The 21,278-nt window shown below is 40.5% G+C and carries 14 protein-coding genes; 5 read left to right on the top strand and 9 right to left on the bottom strand.

The features are described from left to right. Positions 1 to 508 precede the first annotated feature (508 nt). The 3 genes from dnaE to QCQ61_RS11060 form a co-directional block, all read right to left on the bottom strand. On the bottom strand, positions 509 to 3,496 hold the full coding sequence (gene dnaE, locus QCQ61_RS11070) for a DNA polymerase III subunit alpha (protein ID WP_279447708.1): 2,988 nt from the start codon (positions 3,494 to 3,496) through the stop codon (positions 509 to 511). After that, positions 3,496 to 4,710: a DNA polymerase IV gene (gene dinB / locus QCQ61_RS11065; RefSeq protein WP_279447707.1), complete on the bottom strand. Its 1,215-nt coding sequence runs from the start codon at positions 4,708 to 4,710 to the stop codon at positions 3,496 to 3,498. The genes dnaE and dinB overlap by 1 nt, the downstream gene beginning before the upstream one ends. A gap of 152 nt (positions 4,711 to 4,862) precedes the next feature. Beyond that, a complete protein-coding gene (locus QCQ61_RS11060; protein WP_279447706.1) occupies positions 4,863 to 5,075 on the bottom strand; it encodes a hypothetical protein in 213 nt (70 codons plus the stop codon). Between the two features lie 101 nt (positions 5,076 to 5,176). On the opposite strand from QCQ61_RS11060, the gene istA reads away from it, so the two are divergent. From istA to QCQ61_RS11035, 5 genes are all read left to right on the top strand, one after another. Continuing rightward, positions 5,177 to 6,730, top strand: a complete 1,554-nt coding sequence (gene istA / locus QCQ61_RS11055) for an IS21 family transposase (protein WP_279447705.1) — start codon at positions 5,177 to 5,179, stop codon at positions 6,728 to 6,730. Positions 6,731 to 6,756: 26 nt separating this feature from the next. Then, complete coding sequence (gene istB, locus QCQ61_RS11050; protein WP_279447704.1) at positions 6,757 to 7,494, top strand: IS21-like element helper ATPase IstB; 738 nt, start codon at positions 6,757 to 6,759, stop codon at positions 7,492 to 7,494. 604 nt (positions 7,495 to 8,098) lie between these two features. Next, the gene (locus QCQ61_RS11045) at positions 8,099 to 11,098 is read left to right on the top strand and encodes a SusC/RagA family TonB-linked outer membrane protein (RefSeq protein WP_279447703.1); all 3,000 of its coding nucleotides are present in this window, start codon (positions 8,099 to 8,101) and stop codon (positions 11,096 to 11,098) included. Between the two features lie 11 nt (positions 11,099 to 11,109). Further along, positions 11,110 to 12,495, top strand: a complete 1,386-nt coding sequence (locus tag QCQ61_RS11040; RefSeq protein WP_279447702.1) for a RagB/SusD family nutrient uptake outer membrane protein — start codon at positions 11,110 to 11,112, stop codon at positions 12,493 to 12,495. Between the two features lies 1 nt (position 12,496). Beyond that, a complete protein-coding gene (locus tag QCQ61_RS11035; RefSeq protein WP_279447701.1) occupies positions 12,497 to 15,136 on the top strand; it encodes a S9 family peptidase in 2,640 nt (879 codons plus the stop codon). A gap of 39 nt (positions 15,137 to 15,175) precedes the next feature. On the opposite strand, the gene QCQ61_RS11030 is transcribed toward QCQ61_RS11035, so the two are convergent. From QCQ61_RS11030 to QCQ61_RS11005, 6 genes are all read right to left on the bottom strand, one after another. Continuing rightward, the gene (locus QCQ61_RS11030) at positions 15,176 to 15,433 is read right to left on the bottom strand and encodes a DUF6520 family protein (RefSeq protein WP_237602535.1); all 258 of its coding nucleotides are present in this window, start codon (positions 15,431 to 15,433) and stop codon (positions 15,176 to 15,178) included. An 80-nt stretch (positions 15,434 to 15,513) separates the two neighbouring features. Then, positions 15,514 to 17,019 (bottom strand): MauE/DoxX family redox-associated membrane protein, encoded by a 1,506-nt coding sequence (locus tag QCQ61_RS11025; protein WP_237602536.1) that lies wholly within the window; start codon positions 17,017 to 17,019, stop codon positions 15,514 to 15,516. A gap of 256 nt (positions 17,020 to 17,275) precedes the next feature. Continuing rightward, positions 17,276 to 17,959 carry a response regulator gene (locus QCQ61_RS11020; protein ID WP_279447700.1) on the bottom strand — a complete coding sequence of 228 codons (684 nt, stop codon included), beginning with the start codon at positions 17,957 to 17,959 and terminating at the stop codon, positions 17,276 to 17,278. Next, complete coding sequence (locus tag QCQ61_RS11015) at positions 17,956 to 19,989, bottom strand: ATP-binding protein (RefSeq protein WP_237602538.1); 2,034 nt, start codon at positions 19,987 to 19,989, stop codon at positions 17,956 to 17,958. The genes QCQ61_RS11020 and QCQ61_RS11015 overlap by 4 nt, the downstream gene beginning before the upstream one ends. Positions 19,990 to 20,067: 78 nt before the next feature. Then, positions 20,068 to 20,220 carry a hypothetical protein gene (locus tag QCQ61_RS11010; RefSeq protein ID WP_279447698.1) on the bottom strand — a complete coding sequence of 51 codons (153 nt, stop codon included), beginning with the start codon at positions 20,218 to 20,220 and terminating at the stop codon, positions 20,068 to 20,070. A 220-nt stretch (positions 20,221 to 20,440) separates the two neighbouring features. Then, complete coding sequence (locus tag QCQ61_RS11005; protein ID WP_279447697.1) at positions 20,441 to 21,157, bottom strand: LytR/AlgR family response regulator transcription factor; 717 nt, start codon at positions 21,155 to 21,157, stop codon at positions 20,441 to 20,443. Positions 21,158 to 21,278: the final 121 nt, after the last annotated feature.

Here is a 21,278-nt window from a genome sequence, read left to right as displayed (position 1 = left end):
ATCTTTACAACTAAATACGCAATACACCTTAAGCTAAAATCTAACAATCCAATTTCCAATTGTTCATTGATAATTGTTCATGCTAATTGCTCATTGTTCATTAAAACCATGGAGAATACCAAAAATGATTTTTGCTATAGGCCGTAAGCTGTATGCTAGAGTCCAACAATTAAACGATTAAACGCTTCCACAATTTACCAATCCAACCATCCAACCACCCCAAAACTGAGAACAGACAACCCACAACTGTCACACTAAGCAGCCTGACCTGAGCGAAGCAATGTACTGAGCCTGCCGAAGTACCGAAAGAAAGTCAAAGTGCACAACTGTCACACTGAGCGCAGTCGAAGTGCACAACATAAAACCCACAACACTCGTCCACCGACTTTGTAAACCGAAGCCTTGGCGTAGGTTTAAGCTCTATGTGCACCGAAGCTTTAGCGTAGGTGTATAGCGTAGGTGTATAGCGTAGGTGGAGACAACCATCCACCATCGAAATAAACAGCATTTAGATGAGTGATTTATGCGTTTTCTGTTCCTCAGTAAATCGTGAGTCTGGGAGCCTTGGGACTTTTAAAAGCATTTCGGTGGTTATTGCAAAATAGCCCAGGTCTTCGGTTACCATTCCTTTTATCCAGTAGATTCCAATACCTGTAATGGGATATTTAGCCATTACTTTGGGAAATTGAACTGAATCAAAACAACTTCCTTCCGTATCTAGAAATGTGGAGAAAGCCATATAATCACTTTTTGAGGTTTTTGTAGTTTTGGATGTGACCAGTTTTCCAAGAATTGTAATTTCCCTACCTTCAAAATTCTTTAAATCGCTTGACTTGGTGGTGGGATATTTGCCTGGTTTAATGAAATTGAAATCATTGTGTAGTGTAAACCCCAAGAGCTCCAGATTGTCATAGGCATCAATGATCTGTTCGCTTTTTAATTGTGGCAAACTATAATTGACTCGTTTGGCTTTAAATAATTGTGGCTGGTTGTTCAGGTTTTTGATTGTTTGGGAGTTGAGATGTGCAAACCACATGAGCCTATGTTTATTAGGTTCCAATGTTCTAAAAGCATTTAAGCGAATTAATAATAAAAGCTGTTCCAGCCCGATTTTACACCTATCCAAAAAGTCATTGAAGCTTTTGTATAGGCCAAACAATTGCCTTTCATTTAGTATTTTCTGTATGCTCCGATAATCTAAATCCTTTATCATACCCAAACCCAAATAGACAGTTTTGCCCTTTATACAATTTGCGTGGTCACTATTGTTTATACAAGGATTTTCTACAATGCCTCCACACCTAAAGATTTCATTGATATAGGTATCTAGATTGTAAAAGCCACCACCATTGTTTAGTACAGCAGTCATAAACTCCAAAGGGAAGTATTTTTTAAGGTAAAGGCTTTGGTAGCTTTCTACCGCATAGGATGCAGAATGCCCCTTAGCAAAAGCATAACCCGCAAAGGCTTTAATTTGATCCCATACTTCTTCTATCACTTTTGGGGTGTAGCCTTTTTCTTTACAGTTTTCATAGAATTTTTTTTCAAGCGAATCAAATTGTTCCTTGCTCCTGCCCTTGCCGCTCATACCCCTTCGCAAAACATCTGCTTCCGCCAAACTCAAGCCTGCAAAGTAATGGGCTACTTTAAGAACATCTTCCTGATAGACCATCACCCCATAGGTATCTGGCATTATTTCCAAAAGTACGGGATGCGCCTCTGTCCGCTTTTCTGGAAAACGATGGCGTTCTATATAGGCATTTTTCATGCCTCCATTGGTGACGCCAGGACGTATAATGGAACTGGCAGCCACCAAGCCCAAATAATCCTGTGTTTGAAGGCGGGTCATAAGGGTACGCATGGCAGGAGATTCCACATAGAACACTCCCATACAGTCCCCTACTTTCAGCAGTTCATTTATTGCTGGATCATCCTTAAACGGAAGGGTATTATCTATATCCTTAATTTCGGCATCGGGCTGGTTCTCCCTTATCAGTGCAATGGCATCCTTGATCTTTGAAAGTCCGCGTTGGGCAAGAATATCAAATTTAAAAATACCTACAGCTTCCGCAATGTGCATATCAATTTGCAAGGTTTGAAAACCTTTGGGGGGCATAAAGGTGGCGCAATAACTTTGAACCGGGTTTTTTGTAATTACGATACCTCCGGAATGGACACTGAGGTAATTCGGAAACCCATGGATTAGTTTTCCATATTTTGTTACCAATTTGAAATAATGGTCGTTTTTTTTATTCTCCCGATTGCCTTTTATAAAATCGTCTATTTCGGCTTTGGGAAGTCCGAATACCTTGGCAAGTTCACGAACAACAGCACGAAATTGAAAGGTTACATAGGTACCCATTAGTGCCGTATTTGGGAAACGCTCAAATATATAACGGGTAACATCGTCCCTGTCCTTCCAAGAAAAATCAATATCAAAATCGGGGGGAGAAGATCTGTAAAAATTTATAAACCGTTCGAAATAAAGATCCAATTCAATGGGGTCAACATTGGTAATTCCCAAAATATATGCTACAACACTATTCGCCCCACTACCCCGCCCGATATAAGGGTAATCATTTTTTCTGGCATACTGAACAATGTCGTAATTGATTAGAAAGTAAGACACAAAATCCATTTGCCGAATGGCATTAAGCTCCTTTTCAATACGTTCCGTTATTTTGGAAGTAACAGTTTTATAACGGGACGTTATTTTTTGATTTACCAAGGAAACCAAATAATCATAATCCTCTTGGGTATTTTTTAGATAGGTTGTTTGATTTTGATTCTCGCGGGTATCATCAAATTTAAAATCAATGGTACAGGAATTTAAAAGCCCTTGGGTGTTTGATAGTATGTGTTCAAAATCCTGAAATACAGTTTCAAGTTCCGTAATGGAATACATTTTATCTTTTCTACTGCCTTGTTCCGATTCGGGCAATTTGCTCAAAACAATATTGAGGTCTATACAGCGCAACAAACGATGCATGTTTATATGGGTCTGATTGCTGAAGGTTACTGGTTGAAGCAGCACCAATTTATCAGTATATTCTTTTAAGTGGGAGAACTTTAGTTTGTTTAGGTCTGCTACCGAAATTCCGATGTACCAATCTGGAGCAAAGGTTTCCAGCTCATATTCAAGTACTTTTTCAAATGGGATAATGATAAAAACATCAGAAAAAGAGGGCGGGATTTCAGGGAATTCCTTTTTAGCATGTATGTATTTGGTCAAGAATTGGTTGATTTCCAAAAACCCCTTGTTGTTTTTAGCCAAACAAACATAGCATCTGTTGTTGCCGTTACGAATATCGGCCCCCACTACAGGTGTAATATGCTCTTTAGGTGCTTCCCTACAAAATTCCAAACAGGCCGAAGTACTATTTATATCTGTAATCGCCAATAGTTGCACTGAATTTTGCTTAGCCAAGCTCAACAATTGGGGTACTGAGAGCACCCCGTACCGTAACGAGTAATATGTGTGGCAATTGCTATACATTATTGATTTCTATGGGCCAATAAAATGGGTGGTTCGCCATCAAAGGGGTTACGTCCAGAAATAACGGAGCGCACATCAAGCGTTGATGCCTTCATAACACTAGCCGCGCCGAAACGATTTCGGATATGATCTAAGGACTTATAAAGGTTTAATGTTTTTTCATTGTCATCAAAAAGATTAATTTGGTAATGCCCTCCAACCAAATGGGAAAACTTTACCCCTATTAACCTTACCAATATTCTTCGTTCATAAAGTTTATTGAAAAGTTCCATAACGGCAGGAACCAAAATATGGTCTGCACTTGTATAGGGAATACGGAGCTGCTTGTTATATGTTTGAAAATCGGAATATCTAATTTTAACGGAAACACAGCCTGTCATTTTATTGCCCAGTCTAAGTTGATAACAAAGTGTATCTGCCATAGCGGTAAGGGTGTCACGGAGTTTTTGCACATCTATGGTATCCATATTAAAAGTGCGTTCGTTGGAAATGGATTTGCGTTCACAATAGGGTATTACGGGCGTATTGTCAATGCCATTGGCACGGTTCCAAATAGTCTGTCCGTTTTTGCCCATTACTGAAGTTAGCATTTGCACTGGCATTTCCTGGATTAGTTTTACCCGGTCAATTCCCAAATGAATTAAGGTTTGGGCAGATGCCTTACCGATCATAGGTATTTTTCGAATTGGTAGTGGTGCCAAAAAAGCCTTTTCAAACCCATAATCAATTTTAAGTTGGTTATTGGGTTTTGCTTCACCTGTTGCTACTTTGCTAACTATTTTATTTTGGGAAAGACCGAATGAGATGGGTAATCCCGATTCTTTAATAATACGTTTTCTAAGTTCCGTTGCAAACTTGTAATTACCAAAAAAGCGATCCATGCCTGTTAGGTCTACATAAAATTCATCCACACTGGTTTTTTCAAAAAGTGGGACGGAATCACGGATAACATCTGTGATTAGATTTGAGTATTTCATATAGGTGCCTGCGTTGCCTCGAATTACAATTGCTTGGGGACAAAGCTGTTTTGCAATCTTCATAGACATTCCCGAACGGACACCGTACTTCCGCGTTTCATAGCTACAGGCAGCGACCACTCCCCGACTCCCCGTACCTCCTACCAATACTGGTTTTTTGAGCAACTCGCTATTTAGCAAACGCTCTACGGAAACAAAAAATGTATCCAAATCGAGATGTAGTATTGATTTTTTCATCAATACAAAACTATGGATTATTTCCATATTATTGGAATATTTCCAATCTTAATAATTTCAGGATTTTTATTTTTTTTAAAAAGAGAAAACCCAAACACATTAAATGTGTTTGGGTTTAATTTACTGGGGAGAAATGAAATATTCTTTAATTATTATACAGCAAGTGCCTTTAAATCCAATTCATAGGGAAACTGAAATTTTTCCAATGCCTCTCCCTTTAACCAATCATTTCTATTTTCTTTTTTCAATATGATGGGCATTCTTTTTTTGTTGTTATGGATTTCGGCCATTAGTTCATTGGTGGATAATTCGGTTCGATTTGTGCCAGTGATTTCGGTTTCATAGTGCCAGGCATTTCGGTTCAAACTGTGCCAGTTCGCCTGCGCCCTAAAAGCCTATAACGGTTCGATTTGTGCCACTTTGAAAGATCAAGTAATAATTACCTTGTCGCCTAAAATTATGCGATATGGCCAATACACTTGATCCAATGGACTTAAAACAAATCATTTCCCTGCACCTCGACGGGTTCAGCAACCGTAAAATAGGCGCTACCCTGGGAATATCGCGCAATACGGTAAACAATTATATGCGGCTGTTCAAGGCCAGCAACCGTTCCCTTAAGGAACTGTTGGCCTCTGACAATGCTGCCCTGGAAGCACTCTTTCCTTCCACTACCACGATAGCCAATCCCCGTTACGAAGAGCTCATGCTGTACTTTGACGGAATCAATAAAGCGCGGAACCATCCCGGATTTACCTTTCTGTTCCATTATCAAGAATATGTGCAGCACGCCAAGGAACCCTATAGCTATACCCAGTTCATGGAGCATTACAACCGTAAATACGCAAAGGTGAAGGGATCTATGAAACTGGAGCACGATCCGGGCAATGAGATGTATATCGATTATGCGGGCAAGAAACTGCATATTGTGGATCGGTCCACCGGGGAGATCATCGCGGTGGAAGTTTTCGTGGCCATCCTTCCCAACAGCCAGTATACCTATGTGGAAGCCTGCCATAGCCAAAAGAGAGCGGATTTTATTACCTGCTGCGGTCATGCCTTGGAGTATTATGGCGGAGTTCCCAAGGCCATTGTATCCGATAATCTAAAGTCGGCCGTAACCCGCGCCAGTCGTTATGAGGCGGACATCAACCGCAGTTTTAAGGATTTTGCCAGACATTACAACTGTGTTATAAACCCCACCCGTGGCTATTCCCCACAGGACAAGGCCCTAGTGGAGAATGCGGTCCATCTTGCCTACCAGCGTATCTATTATCCCTTGCGCAATATGACCTTCTTCTCCCTGGAGGAGCTCAACAAGGAGATCCGCAAGTTGTTGGTTGCCTACAATAATTTAATGTTCAAAAGGAAACAGGCCAGCCGCCTGGAGCTCTTCCAGTCCATAGAAAAGAGCCACTTAAAACCGCTCCCCACAAGTGCCTATCAGCTCAAGGACTATCGTCGCGCCAAGGTGCAGAAGATGGGATATGTGTACTTCTCACCGGACAAGAGCTATTATAGTGTGCCCTACCGTTACATCGGCAAGCATACCCAGATCCATTATACATCCACAACTGTGGAAGTGTATTATAACCATCAACGGATAGCCCTGCACCGGCGCAATCCCAGAAAGGGAAGCTACAGCACCAATCGCGATCACTTGAGCAGTACCCATAAATATTATGCGGACTGGAGCCCCGAATTTTTTAAAAAGAAAGCCTCCCTCCACGGGAAGAACGTAGCGGCCTGTATAGAAAAGATCATCGTCTCCGGGGATTATCCCGAGATCGGCTACAAACGTGCCATGGGGCTTATCCAGTTGCACAAGGCCTATGGCTCCCAACGATTGGACAACGCATGTAAAAGGGCCATACAGGCAGATGCCGTCGCATACCAGCGCATCAAGAATATACTGAAAAACAACTTGGACCAGTCCTCCCTGTTCTACCAAAATCTAGAGGAAGATAAATCCCATATCCCCGTGCACGGGAACATCAGGGGAGCTTCGTCCTATCAATAAATATTTAATCAATAAACCCTATAATAATGAACAAAAATCAAACTGTTGAAAAATTGAAACAAATGCGGCTGAGCGCCATGGCGGACCTGCACTACCAGCATATCAAGGAGAACCGCATAACGGATCTTACGGCCGATGAATACTTGGCCCTGTTGGCCGACCACCAATGGGAAGACTATAAAAATCGAAAGATCCAAAGGCTCCTCAAGCAGGCAACCTTCCGTGGACAGGCCGATCTGGCGGAAGTGGACTACGGCCAACAGCGCAACCTTGACAAGAATATGTTTCTTCGCTTGGGCTGTCTTGATTTTATAAAGCGAAAAGAGAACATCATAATGACCGGTGCCTCGGGGGTCGGAAAAAGTTATCTGGCACAGGCCTTGGGACATCAAGCGTGTATGATGGAATATCGTACCATCTACGCCAACACAGCTCGCTTGTTAAAGAGATTAAAGCTCAGCAAGGCAGATGGAACTTATCTAAAAGAACTGGCAAAGCTCCTAAAGGCTGATCTGCTTATCTTGGATGACTTTGGCCTACAAGGTTTTGATAACCACGCAAGAGAGTCACTTATGGACATAATCGATGATCGCTACAACAGATCCTCCACCATAATCCTATCCCAGATCCCAGTATCGGCCTGGTATGATATTATTGGGGAAGGCACAATTGCCGATGCCATACTGGACAGGATAGTAAACTCATCCCATAGGATCGACCTCAAAGGCGAATCGTTAAGAAAAGGAGCTTTAAAGAACGAATAACATTTAATTTTTATATAATTGCAGTATCTTTTAAAGTGGCACGGTTTGACCGAAACAGGTGGCACCATCACTCCGAAATAGCCACTTGGATTACAATTAATTCTTTTTTATATTAGCCTCAGAAAAATTAAATTTGCGACTCTTCTAAGAGCAAAATATTAGAAGCATTCGCTTTGAATCTCGGTCTAAAAACTGGTAATTTTTATTTCACACGAGAGAATAAGCAAGGTGCTCACGACCCGGGCGTGCGTACTCTCTTATTTGTGTGACGGTATACCAGTACCTTAGACCTTTTAAGTTGAGTTCCGCGCCCTTTTGTATGGGGCTTGGTCGGTTTTTTCTTCTCAACTTTCTTTCAAGGCAACTGTTTCTTCCACCCAGAAGCTTCGCAATTAATTTGTAACCAAAAAAATCGCTTATGAAAAATAAGGATCGTGAATTGAAGCGATAAACCAGTCCCCCCTTTGAAGGGGGCTAGGGGGATGTATTCCGTCTCACGCTTCACGCTTCACGACTCACGAACAAAAAAAGGCCCTCACACCCTGTTGCGCAACGTGTGATAGGCCAACATTAAATCAGTTGTCTAATTTAACATTACAAAAGTATGAAAAATTACTACCGGCGAAGCTATGCCTATGCACTATCTTTTGCCCTTTTCCTAACCTACAACTCCCCTACTTTTTCACAGAACCAGCCACAAAAAACAATTAGTGGCATTATTACCGATGGCGCGGACCCTCTTATTGGGGTTAACGTCCTAGTAAAGAACAGCGCCCGGGGGAGCATCAGCGATCTGGAGGGGCGGTATTCCGTTAGCACCTCCGCAAACGATACACTGGTATTTACGTATGTGGGCTATAAAACACAGGAAGTCGCGGTTGGCACTGCCCCTATTTTAAATGTTGTTATGGAGGTGGATGCCCAGGCTTTGGATGCGGTGGTTATTAATGCGGGATATTACAAGGTTACCGATAGGGAGAAGACTAGTAGTATTGTTCGCGTTACCGCTGCCGAAATCGAGAACCAACCAGTCTCCAATCCCCTTGCCGCGATGCAGGGGAGGATGGCGGGGGTGAATATTGTGCAGAACACAGGCGTGCCGGGCGGGGGGTTTTCCGTCCGCATCCGTGGCCGCAACAGCATCCGTGCAGATGGCAGCGAACCGCTTTATATTGTGGATGGGGTGCCGTATTCATCCTTGTCGCTCGGAAATATAAATATTTCAACCGTGCTGGGCGGGGTACAAAATCCCTTGAACGGTATCAATCCAGACGACATTGAAAGTATAGCAGTGCTTAAGGATGCCGATGCCACTGCCATTTATGGGTCCCGGGGTGCAAATGGCGTAGTCTTGATTACCACCAAAAAAGGAAAAGCCGGCACCACAAGATTTCAGGTCAGTACCACTACCGGTGTCGGGAGCATCACACGGCGGATGCAATTGCTCAATACAGAACAATATTTAAATATGCGTCGGCAAGCCTTTGCCAACGATGGCATCACCGAATATCCGGTATATGCTTATGATATAAACGGTACTTGGGATCAAAATCGATATACCGATTGGCAGGAGGAACTACTGGGGGAAACGGCCTATTATACCACTGCCAGTACCTCCGTTCAGGGAGGCAGTGAGGAGACCCAATTTCTGGTCCGTGGAAATTATGAGGAACAAACCACCGTTTTCCCCGGTGATTTCAAATACCAAAAAGGGGGTGCCTTGGTTAACCTCAACCATACTGCCAAGAATGACAAATTCAGCATGCAATTGAGCGCAAACTTCGTCACTGATAAAAATAAACTGCCCCCAACCAACTTGGTGTATGATGCCTATTCCCTTGCTCCAAACGCGCCTTCATTGTTTCTTGAAAATGGCGACCTGAATTGGGAAGAAGGAACGTTTACCAATCCTTTGGCGCAATTGAATGGGGATTACCAATCCAAAACCACTACCCTAATTGGAAATGCCGTTATTGCCTATCGTCCCTTTAAAGGCTTGGAATTAAAAGCCAATCTTGGCTATACAAAGAATGAACTGGAAGAGGATAAGACGTCCCCGCATACCATCTATAACCCCGACTTTGGGCTGGACAGCAGCTATTCCTCCATATTTCTGAACAATGGTAACAGACGTTCCTATATTGTGGAGCCCCAATTGGCATACAACTTTAAAATTGGCAAGGGACGGGTGGACGTGCTCGCCGGGGGTACGGTACAACACGAACTGGCTACCAAAGCGGTGCAATTTGCGAGCGGCTTTGCCAGTAACAATTTAATATATAACGTTGCGGCAGCCTCCAACATTTCCATCCTAAACGATACTGAAGAAATTTATAAATACCGCGCCCTTTTTGGCAGGCTAAATTTCAATTGGGACCATAAATACATTCTGAACCTAACGGGAAGGCGGGATGGTTCAAGCCGCTTTGGTCCTGGCAAGCAATACTCCAATTTTGGAGCCGTAGGAGCGGCTTGGGTCTTCAGCGAAGAGCCACTTATAAAAAATAATATCGCCTTTTTAAGCTTCGGAAAACTCCGCGGCAGTTATGGTACCACCGGAAACGACCAAATAGGAAATTATGGTTTTCTGGACACCTATACTTTTGGAGGGCTTTCCTATCAAGGGATGCAGGGCTTATCCCCTACCCAATTGTTCAATCCAGATTATGGATGGGAAACAAATAAAAAACTGGAAGCTGCACTCGAACTGGGGTTATTTAACGATAAGCTCAATATGAGCGCCTCCTATTATAGAAATCGCTCCTCCAACCAATTGGTAGGCATTCCATTACCTGGCACAACTGGATTTACCTCCATACTGGCAAACCTTCCCGCTACGGTTGAAAATACCGGCTGGGAGTTTGAACTTACCACCACCAATTTTCAGAACGACAGTTTTTCATGGAAGACGTTTATAAACCTTTCGTTGCCCCGAAATGAACTTATTGCCTTTCCAAACCTTGAGGGTTCTACCTATGCCAATCAATATGTTATTGGAGAACCGCTGGACATACTGTTGCTCTATAACGCCACAGGGGTTGACCCACAGACCGGCATGTATACTTTTGAGGATGTGGATGGCGATGGCAGCATTACCAAACCCAACGACGCCAAAACAATCGCCAATATGGCTCCAAATTATTTTGGAGGTTTTGGCAACTCGCTACAATACGCCAACTTTTCATTGGATTTTCTGTTCCAGTTCGTAAAACAACAGGGCAGGAATTTTTTTGCCGGTGGAACACTGCCCGGATCAATGACAAACCAACCCGTGGAAGTTTTGGACAATTGGCAACAACCCGGGGATGATGCGTCCATTCAACTTTTTACTACGGGCATTAACCAAGAGGCCACCTTGGCCTATGTAAATAATGCCGCAAGTACCGCCAGCGTAAGTGATGCCTCCTTTATTCGCTTAAAAAACATATCACTTTCCTACACCATTCCCGCTCCCCAAAACCGCAATATAGGCTGTAGGGTGCATCTTAGGGCACAGAACCTACTCACCTTCACCAAATACAAGGGTCCGGATCCGGAAACGCAGGTGTTCAATAACCTGCCCCCTCTTAAACTTATAACCGCTGGTATTGACTTTAATTTTTAAAACAACGCATTATGAAAAAAATAGAAACAAAAATTAGAAACACCGCCCTACCCCTGGCCGCCTGCATATTGATTTTGCTGCTCGGTTGCGACAGCATTGAAGTGGAAACACCTAGCCATTTGCTGAGTGGTGAGAATGTATATACCGATGCCAAGACCGTTGAGGCAGCCATGGTAGCCATCTATGCAAATTTAAGGGATTCCGGGCTGCTCACGGGCACCCCACAAGGAATATCGACGCTTATGGGGAACTATGCCGATGAACTTGACTACTACAGTCCTATACGGCTGGCGGAGGAACCTTTCAATAAGAATTCCTTAACGGCAGCGGAACCTTCCATTGCCGAATTATGGAACGGGGCGTATAACCAAATATACCAAGCCAACGCAATTGTGGAAGGGGTAAGGGATTCCCGCTTTTTTACAGTTGAGGAACAAAACCAATTCACGGGAGAATCCTTTTTCGTGAGAGCTTTGATACACTTTTATCTGGTGAACCTATATGGGGATATTCCCTACATAACCACTACCAATTACCTGGAAAATAAAATTGTCTCCAGAATGCCGGAGCAGGAAGTCTATTCAGCAATTGTCGAGGATCTGATGGCGGCACAGGAACTGCTTCCCGAGATGGATGTCACTGCCCAACATCTAAGGCCCAATAAATATACCGCCCTCGCACTCTTGGCAAGGGTGCACCTCTATACCAACAATTGGGAACTCGCCAATCAATATTCAAGTGTGGTAATTGATAATAACGGCTGGGAAGAGAATATTGAAAACGTATTTCTGAACACCAGTAGTTCCACACTATGGCAGTTTAGCCCCAATGAAGAGGATGGCAATACCCTTGAGGCAAACACCTTTATAATCCTATCGGCACCGCCTTCGGAAAGGGCATTAAGCAATCGTGTGGTGGATGCATTTGAGGCCGAAGACCTCCGAAGAGTACATTGGGTGGGCGAAATAAGCGATGGTACCACTACCTGGTTTTTTCCCTATAAGTATAAAATTGGATTGGGTGCCGGCACCTCACAGGAATATTCCATAGTCTTTAGGATGGCGGAACAATATTTAATTCGGGCGGAAGCAAGAACAATGCTGGGCGATCTTGCCGGAGCACAGGCTGACATTAATAAAATAAGGAACCGGGCGGGATTGGTAGCTACTTCCGCATTTTCCGAAGCTGAGCTTTTGAATGCCATTAGGCAGGAACGGCAAGTGGAATTCTTTACGGAATTTGGCCATCGCTTTTTCGATTTAAAAAGGTGGGGATTATTGGATGAAATCCTAAATGGCGTAAAACCTGGGTGGAATTCAACAGATAGAGTATTGCCATTGCCCGAAAAGGAATTATTGGTAAATCCTAACCTACAGCCCCAAAATGATGGCTATTGATATGAAACTCCTTCTCCCCAATAGATTACTTTGGATTAGCAGAAAAGTAATTTTTTTCATTTTTTTCCTATCGGCCTGCTCCTTCTGGGGGCAGGTGGATAGTAAATCTGGACAGTCGCCCATTAATGACCCTAGATGGCACACCATGGTGCCCCAGCAAATAGCGGCCGATGGAAAATGGACTTCCTATTCACTTTATTACCCAAAACAAGCCGATACACTTTTCCTTTTGAATACACAGACAAGAAAGAAATTTGAAATCCCCAATGGCGTTTACCACCGATTTTCAAATGATTCAAAATGGTTCTTTGCAATTGATTCCAAAAAGAGGCTAAACTCCATTGACCTTAAGGCTGAAAACCATAGCTATACCCCTAATGTATCCACCTATAAAATTACGGACGATTCCAAATATCTTGCCTATTTGGAAGACACGGAAGCCGCTAAAGGAAAAACATTATTTCTAAAGCAACTGGATAAAGGCGCTTCCCTACCAATGGAAAATGTTACCGATTTTATATTTAATAAAAGCGGAAGTCGTCTTGCATACGTGGTAAAAGACAAAGAAGAAAGCCAACTAATTGTGAGGAACTTAGCTCACAAAAGGGACATCCTTCTCGCCCGCAGTAAAAATGACTATGATAATATTACTTGGGCAACTACGGGGAATGGACTTGCATTTTATGAAAGGTTTTCAGATAATACCATCCTCCATTGGATAGCGGATTTAAATAACCCGACAATTATCAAAAAGTTTGACCCCAAAAAAGTAGGTCTAAAAATTTCTGAAATTACTTCGGAAACCCTATATATTTCGCCAGACTTAAAGACAGTATTCTTTTATGGCTCCCAAGGCAAAACCACGTCTGCCGAAACAGCTAAAGACAATGATCCGGCAACAGTGGAAATCTGGAATACCAAGGATGAATTTTTATATCCTGCTTATAAGAAAATTAAAAAAAATCTTGAAAATCCGGATGTATTGGTTTCTTGGAATCCCAATTCTGGATTTTGGCAGTTTTTGGGCGATAGCCTGCATAGCAAAACAATTTTAGGAAAAGATGCAAAATTCGCCTATGCCACTACCAATAAAAATGCCTTTATTCCAGCAAATGATCAAGCAATTGCTTCCGATATTTTAATCTATAATTTGGAATCAAAAAAGGAAAAAAGGGTAATGGGAAAGCCCCATGATTTGGAGTTCCACGTTTCCCCTTATGGCGATTTTATGGTGTATTTCAAGGAAGGTAATTGGTGGTGCTACAATGCTAAAACGCAACAGCATACCAACCTAACAAAAGATATTTTTATAGATTTCACTAATAAAAATGCACGAACCTTCCCCGCTCCTTCCTACGGTTTGCCCGGTTGGTCCCTTGATGGAACACAAGTATTCCTGTATGATGAATTTGACGTTTGGGCAATAGATCTATATAATCAAAAGGCGGAAAGGATAACTAATGGAAGAAAAGAGAAAACCGTATATAGATTTTACACCCTCTTGGCAAGTCCGTATCGAAACATTGAAGGCTTGCGTTCCCATGCCCCAACTTTCGATCTAAAGGAAGGGGTCGTTTTCAACGCCAGAAATCTGGGTGATGAGCGAACTGGGTATTTTACCTTTAATAGCAATGAGGGATTAAGGGAAATAATTTTTGGAAATAGCCTTTTCTCCAACTTGCGGCTTGCCGACAATGGTACGACCGTTGTTTATACTGAGGAACGGTATGACTTGCCGCCACGGTTGATTTATAAAAACTTGAGTTCGAAGGAGCCCTCTATTTTATTTCAGTCCAATTCACAGCGCTTTGAATATAATTGGGGAAAATCAGAATTAGTTTCCTTTCAAACCGAAAAGGATAGTTTAAAGGGTGTTTTGTATTATCCTTCCAATTTTGACCCTAAAAAAAAGTACCCTATGATTGTTCATTATTATGAGGAATGGTCCCATAAATTAAACAATTTCATATTCCCATCCAATGAGGTCGAGTATGGGTTTAATATTGCAAATTATACCTCTCAGGATTATTTTGTTTTCAGTCCCGATATTGTGTATGAAATCGGTAATCCGGGAATGTCTATGGTTGAATGTATTACGGCGGGGGTCGATAAAGTGTTGGAGCTCCCATTTATAGATTCAAAAAAAATGGGCGCCTATGGGCATTCGTGGGGTGGTTATGAAACCATGTTCCTGATAACCCAAACAGATATGTTTGCTACAGCTGTGGCCGGAGCAGGATTTAGCGATTTGCGAAGTTTTTATTTCTCAATGGCATGGTTGTGGGACGTGCCACAATCTTGGCGCTTTGAAAAGTTTAGCATCCGGTTTGGCAAAGGTTATTTTGATGAACCCAATGCCTATGAATCAAATTCTCCCATTAATTTTACGGAAAACATTAAAACTCCTTTTTTAAGTTGGACCGGGGAGCAGGACACCAATGCAAATTGGGAACAGACAGTAGCATTTTTTCTCGCCCTGCGAAAACTGAATAAAGAACATATTATGTTGTTATATAGGAATGAAGGACATGTAATGGCTAACCAAAAAAATGCGCTGGATTTAACGGAAAAAATAAATCAATGGTTCGATTTCTATTTAAAGGATTTACCTCCTCCCGCTTGGATTACGGAAACGCATTAAAAAAGGCCGGCGATACGCCGGCCTTTTCTACCCATTTCATTAGGGCATAAAAAGTAAGTTTGGACAATGTCCATCAGTAGGGTTATTCTTACCCCACGCTTGCTGTCCTCCTGGTGCCCGACATACTGGATTTGGAATGGTCGAACAAGATACTTGCGTATCACAAGGTTTCTGTAAAGTAGCATAGCCGATTGGCACTGCACTTTCCGTCGATTCGATATTGGTCGCAAAAGCGCCACCAATAGCTATGGCAAAAGCCAAAATTGGCAATAACCATTTTTTTCTCATCTGTTTCATTATATATAAATTTAAATTAATTATCGACCTACTCTCTTCTACAGGTTTTCAGTCTCATCCCTGTCACTACGTAGTATTTTTTAAATTTTTGAATCCATTTTAAATAACGTGTTATCCAAATGGTATTCAATGAGGTAATGATCCACCAGCGCATAGAGGGTTAAACCATCAACCCTAAACTCCTTGAGCTTTTCTAATCCAGGATGGTATAGATAAAAACTGAAGTCATAAGTTTTTGATTGCAGATTATAAACATCTATAATAGAAGCACCCTTTAGCATCTTTTCAGATTCATATTTACCTAACCGATCACTCTGTATAAAAAGATATTTTCCGTGCGTGGCCGCTTGAAGATTTACTCTAATAGGATTTTTCCCTAGCTTCTTTTCATTCTTTGTTTCAATTGTTCTTACATCCAGTTGTGCCACTGATATGGTGTCTATGGTTCGGCCTCGGTAATCCAACGAAAAATCGCGGTTGGCTACATCATATTCATTTCTGTAGAAATACACATAAAGTGCCTTTTGAAGTAGCTTGTTGTATAGCAATATACCATCTGTATCAAAGAAGACATCTCCCTTGGCCTGCAGGATATTTGGATAGTATTCGATTTTTGTTTCGGCATCCAAACTAAACTGACCAATAATATTTCCCCCTGTTTGGGCATCAAAGGCCCGGAAAACAAAGGCTTTTCCCTTAATGGGTACAGCATTTATAAATTGTGGGATTTTAAAAGGTTGCTGCATACCATTTAAATTTGCTAGGTCTCCTTGAAAAATTACAGGAACAGTGCCATCCATACTATAGACGGTACTAGAATCTACATGGGTTTGCAGATAGCGAAAGGCAAGATTGGGATTTGAAATTGTAAGGACCCGATGTATTGTATCAAGCCGGTCTCGATCAAGGGCCAATAAATGCATTGGAGCGGAAGCATTTCCCAGATATAGGCTGTCCTGATTAAACCCTCCAAAATAATAGGAGTTGAATTCCAAGTCCAATTTATGGATTTCATTGGCGGGATGATGCGGATACCTCCGCTGAAACGCATTGTTCCGATGCATCTTCTTCTCCGAAAACGCAAACAACAGCGTGACGGCAGCAACACCAAAAATGGCAAGGGTGGCATGCAAAAGCAAGGTCTTTTTGATATTCCTTTGCGCAGTAAAAAAGATCGCCACTCCCGCCAGGATTATAAAAACAATATTAAAAATAAGGTGTTGTGTCCAGCTAAGTTTTTCGAGTACCCCGCCACAGGAGCAGGGAATAAATTCGGAGAAATTAAGAATGATATAGATATAGGCCGTAAACATAATCATTAAGGTAAAGGAGGCATAAAGGGCTGGGATTCTATATTTTGGAATGTTTAGTAAAACAGCAATAAGTATTTCCAGACCTGGAACTGCCCAAGCTACAATGGCAGCGTAAGCACTGAGGAGCGGCGACTGCGCCAATTGCACCGTAAAAGTCTCAAAATCCAAAGCTTTACTTACTGCAGCATAAACAAACAACAAGACAAATAAATAAGATACTCCACCTACGAAGTGCTTTTTCAGAAATATCAATATGGATTTTACAAAGGTCATTTTTTGAATTTAAGTCTATGCTTTACTTAACATTCACAAAATTAACCAACTAGAGAACGAACATAGGTTGTTTCTGCCTTACTATATAGAGGGTTTAACCTTTCAGTTTGTAAGGAATTTCCGCCAAAAGTAAAATTGAGATAACGAAAAAGTAAGGAGTCTTAAATAATTTTTGAAGTCTTATATCTTATGTCTAAAGGTCCTACATTCACAATTCTAAATATAATTAAACCTTAAAAATTTGCGATAGAACAATTCAAATAAACCCAAGCTCCCGGGCCTTTAATAAAAGTTGTCGATCATCAGCTTCTTCTATATCGAAAAGTAATTTTATATGCCGTTTCCTTTTTTCGATGGCCGCAATAGAAAAGGGTAAGATTTCAGGTAGCTCTTTCATTTTTATGCCTTGCGAAAGTTCATACAATAACATCCTATCCCATTTATCAAGTAAAAAATCATGACTTACAGATTTCCGCAAGGATTTCAGTACACTTTTACTGTAGAAAGGAGGATCACTCAAAACATCTAGAATTGCTGGTAATAAAATGCCCGTACTAATATCCCCCTTGATTAAAAAACCATCTGGATTAATGCTTTTAAAAATGGTGTGTATTCTGTAATTATTGTTAAACGTAGTGGCTATAATTATCTTTGAATTTGGAAAACGCGCTCTAATCTCTAAACCAATATCTTCTCCAGATAAATGAGTCCCATCTTTCGACTCTGGAATTTTTATGTCCAAAAATACCAAATCGATATGCTGTCCTGTAGACTGTATCCTGTCAAGAAGTTCCAACGCCGAATCGCAACTATTTGCTTCCGAAATAGTAAAGTTCAATGCATCATTAGCTGCCTCAATATCCATTAAAGAATTTCTATAAGCTTCAATAAGCAATGGATGGTCATCTATAATTATAGTATTTAAATTTTTTGGGTTCATAATTTATCATTATTTGGAATTGTTACGGTGATATCCGTCCCCTTTCCTACTTCACTGGAAATATTAAATATCCCTTTTAACTTTTTTGTCCGGGATTTCATATTGCGCAAACCAATCCCATTTGTGCGTATGGAACTCGTGAAACCTTTTCCAGTATCACTTATTTTCAATACAACAAAATCACCTTCTTTTCTAAGGGAAACACAAACTAGTTTGGCTTCCGAATGTTTTATGCAATTTTGTAACGCCTCCTCCAAAATTCTATAAATATTGGTTTTAAAATAATCATCAAAACCCTCCCAATCTACGCTAGGATCTGCATAATATTCATATTCAAAACCGCCACTATCGGCCCTCTCTTTAATCAACTGTTCCATCCATCGAATAAATCGTGTATCACTCAGCATAATCTCATTTTGTAAGTCGTGGCTAATTCTTCTAATTTCTCTTTCCACCAAATCTAAATGATTAAGCAACTTCCAATGCGCTTCTAAAACCTCCCTATCCCCTTCTAGCTTTAAACGCTCCCAATTCAATCTAATCCCTAAAATTCTTGCTAGAATCCCATCGTGTAGCTCTTCCGAAATTCTGCGTCTTTCCTCAAGCTTCCCCTTCTCAATACTTGCTATTTCCTTTAATGTCAGTAAATAAATCTGTTCATCCGCTTGTTGCTGCTTAACCTCAAACTCCAATGCCTTATTTTTAGATCGTTGCCTAAGAAGCACTACAATCAAAATCAAAATTGTTATCAAAAAAATACTGCCAATAACTATCCACAATCGTGTTCGTTCCAGTCTTTCGGCTCGATGGATATAGCTATCGGTTTCATAGTGTATCCTGGCAAATTTATTTCGAACCTTCCTTTCATCTTGATTCAATTCTTTAGTTAACGATATATGTTTTTTCAAATAAAAGTTACGCTCCTCAGTATTCGTTTTCGCTAAAAGTAAAAGAGCATTCAAAGCGTCCCGCTTTAAATCAATTTTATTTGCCAAATCAAAAGCAGTTTCAGCATTAGCTCTAGCATTTACTGTATCTCCTACTACCAAGTAATATTGTGAAAGATGGACGTAGCTCATCACAAGACCTTCTTTATTTCCAATACTATCGCGTAACTGTAATGCTTTGTAAAACGGACTAGGCAAGGTTCCAAATTCCCCTAATAATAGTAAGCTCATAGCCCTATTATCCAAAATCCTGGCATATAATGCAGGGTCCAAGCTTCCTATCTCTTTATTGGAAACAACGCGATCAAATGCCTCTATGGCTTCTTTTTGATTTCCTGTTTTCTGATATACCATCCCAATATTATTTTGGGTGTCAAAATAGTAAATTGGTCTGCGTGTTGTTTTTTGCCAATAATTTAGAGCAGTATCATAATTCCGAAGTGCCTCATCATATTCCCCTAAATTTTTATGGACTACCCCCAAATGGTTATAGCATAAATATAATTGAGTGTACTTCTTGTCTTTTTCAAAAAGAGCAATGGCTAGGTATAATAAATTTTCGCTTGCAGTGTACTCTTTCAATCGCCCACTGATAAAAGCCATATTATATAGCATTTTTCCAGCATAATAATCATTGCTTTCTTGAAAAAACCTGTATGCCTTCCGGTAATGAAAATAGCTGCTGTCAAGTTTATTTCTCTCCAAATAATAAATTCCATAATTCCAATGAACATTTCCTAAGACGAGGGTATCATTCCGCTTTTTGGCCAATAATAGTCCCTTTTTACCGGAATCTAAAAAAAGCGCAGTATCACTTTGGGAAGCAGCCAAATATGAAATTTTGCTATAATAAACCATTCGAACACTATCATCTTTAGCCAAAGTATTTTGGTGATAGGCAGTTCTTAGATTTTTCAATCTTTCTTCAGGTATTAATCTTGGATCCTTTGCCTTAACAAGAAGTGAATCTATTTTTGTCGTAGCTGGCACAACTCCAGAAGATCTTTCATTACAATTTAAAATGAATGTGCTTAAAGTAACTACTGCTATGCCGCGAATAAGAAAAGAAGGATACGCTTTCAAAACAATTCATATTTGGGGTAACACAAATTTAGTAAAGCCTTTCCATTTAAGAAAAGGCTCTACTTTGTAAGTCATACTTTAGTCCTTATCGTTATCGGGCCTTACACTGTCATCATCTCCTGTGTTTACAACTGTTCGTACTTCGTTGGTTTCAGTTAATGCAGTAGGTGTGCACGAGACAAATAATCCTGATAATAATAGTATCAGACATAAAAGTGATAAAATTTTCATGATAAAATTATTTAAGTGAAATAATAGATAGTTCAGATCACCGCTTTGATAATCTATATTCACTTGTGCACAAGGAAAACCGGTCGGGGAATACCAGCTAGGAGAGCAACTTCCTTACATCGAAAATAAATTGATAACTTAATTAAATAAGTAAGTTTTAACCTGTTTCTTGTGAAACCATACCTCCCCATGGTATAACCTCCAATTTCCATGGTAAAACTTAAAATGAACGAGTTCCTATTAAGCGTTCCAAAACTTCCATATTATTTAAATATTTCTCCGAAAAAGGAATCCGCTCCTTTCTCTTTTTTAGCATTATAAAATGCTTACAACGGTTAATCCTAAAGATCTGGGATGCATTTATTATATAGCTCTTTTGAATTCGCACAAAGGGAGCCGAAAGTCTATTTTCAAAATGCTTAAGGGAATTAAAAACAGGTAGTATCCTCCCATCTTTTAAATGGATATCAACATTGTTGTTATCTGCTTTGAAATAAAGAATGTCCGATACACGAATATAGTACGCCTCCTTCGGTGAGGAAACTGTCAGAATCCTGTCTTCCTTGCTAATTTGATTTCTGCAGATTGATAAAGCTTCAAATAATGCTTCCCTTGAGTAAGGCTTCATTCTAACATCAGTAAACCCCTTTTTTAGAGCATAAAATGCCCTTTTATAATCAGAAGTCAGACCTACAAGACAAGCACTCTTAAAAAACCTATTGTTCAGAATATTTTCTTCTTGAAAGTCAATGTCTAAAATATCCAAATCCAGCAGTATAATATTTGGATCATAAGTCATTAAAGACGCCAAAGAAAAACACAAATCCATTGATTTGCCCACCATTTTATAATCCGAAGAATTTAAACAAAATTCCGTCATATAATCGCCAAGTTTTGAATCGTCGGATATTGTGAAGATGGTTATCAAAACTGTCATTTTCCAGTTCAATAATAATATCCACTTTTATAAAAAGAAAAGTAGGGTTTCCCCTTACTTTTTGTATGGAAAAACCTTCGCATTTATTCTTTTTGTCCCGCTATCTTAGTTTTGATAGAAC

The organism is Aequorivita marisscotiae (genome assembly GCF_029814825.1).
GTDB lineage: Bacteria > Bacteroidota > Bacteroidia > Flavobacteriales > Flavobacteriaceae > Aequorivita > Aequorivita marisscotiae.
This window is presented reverse-complemented; position numbering and strand designations above follow the sequence as displayed.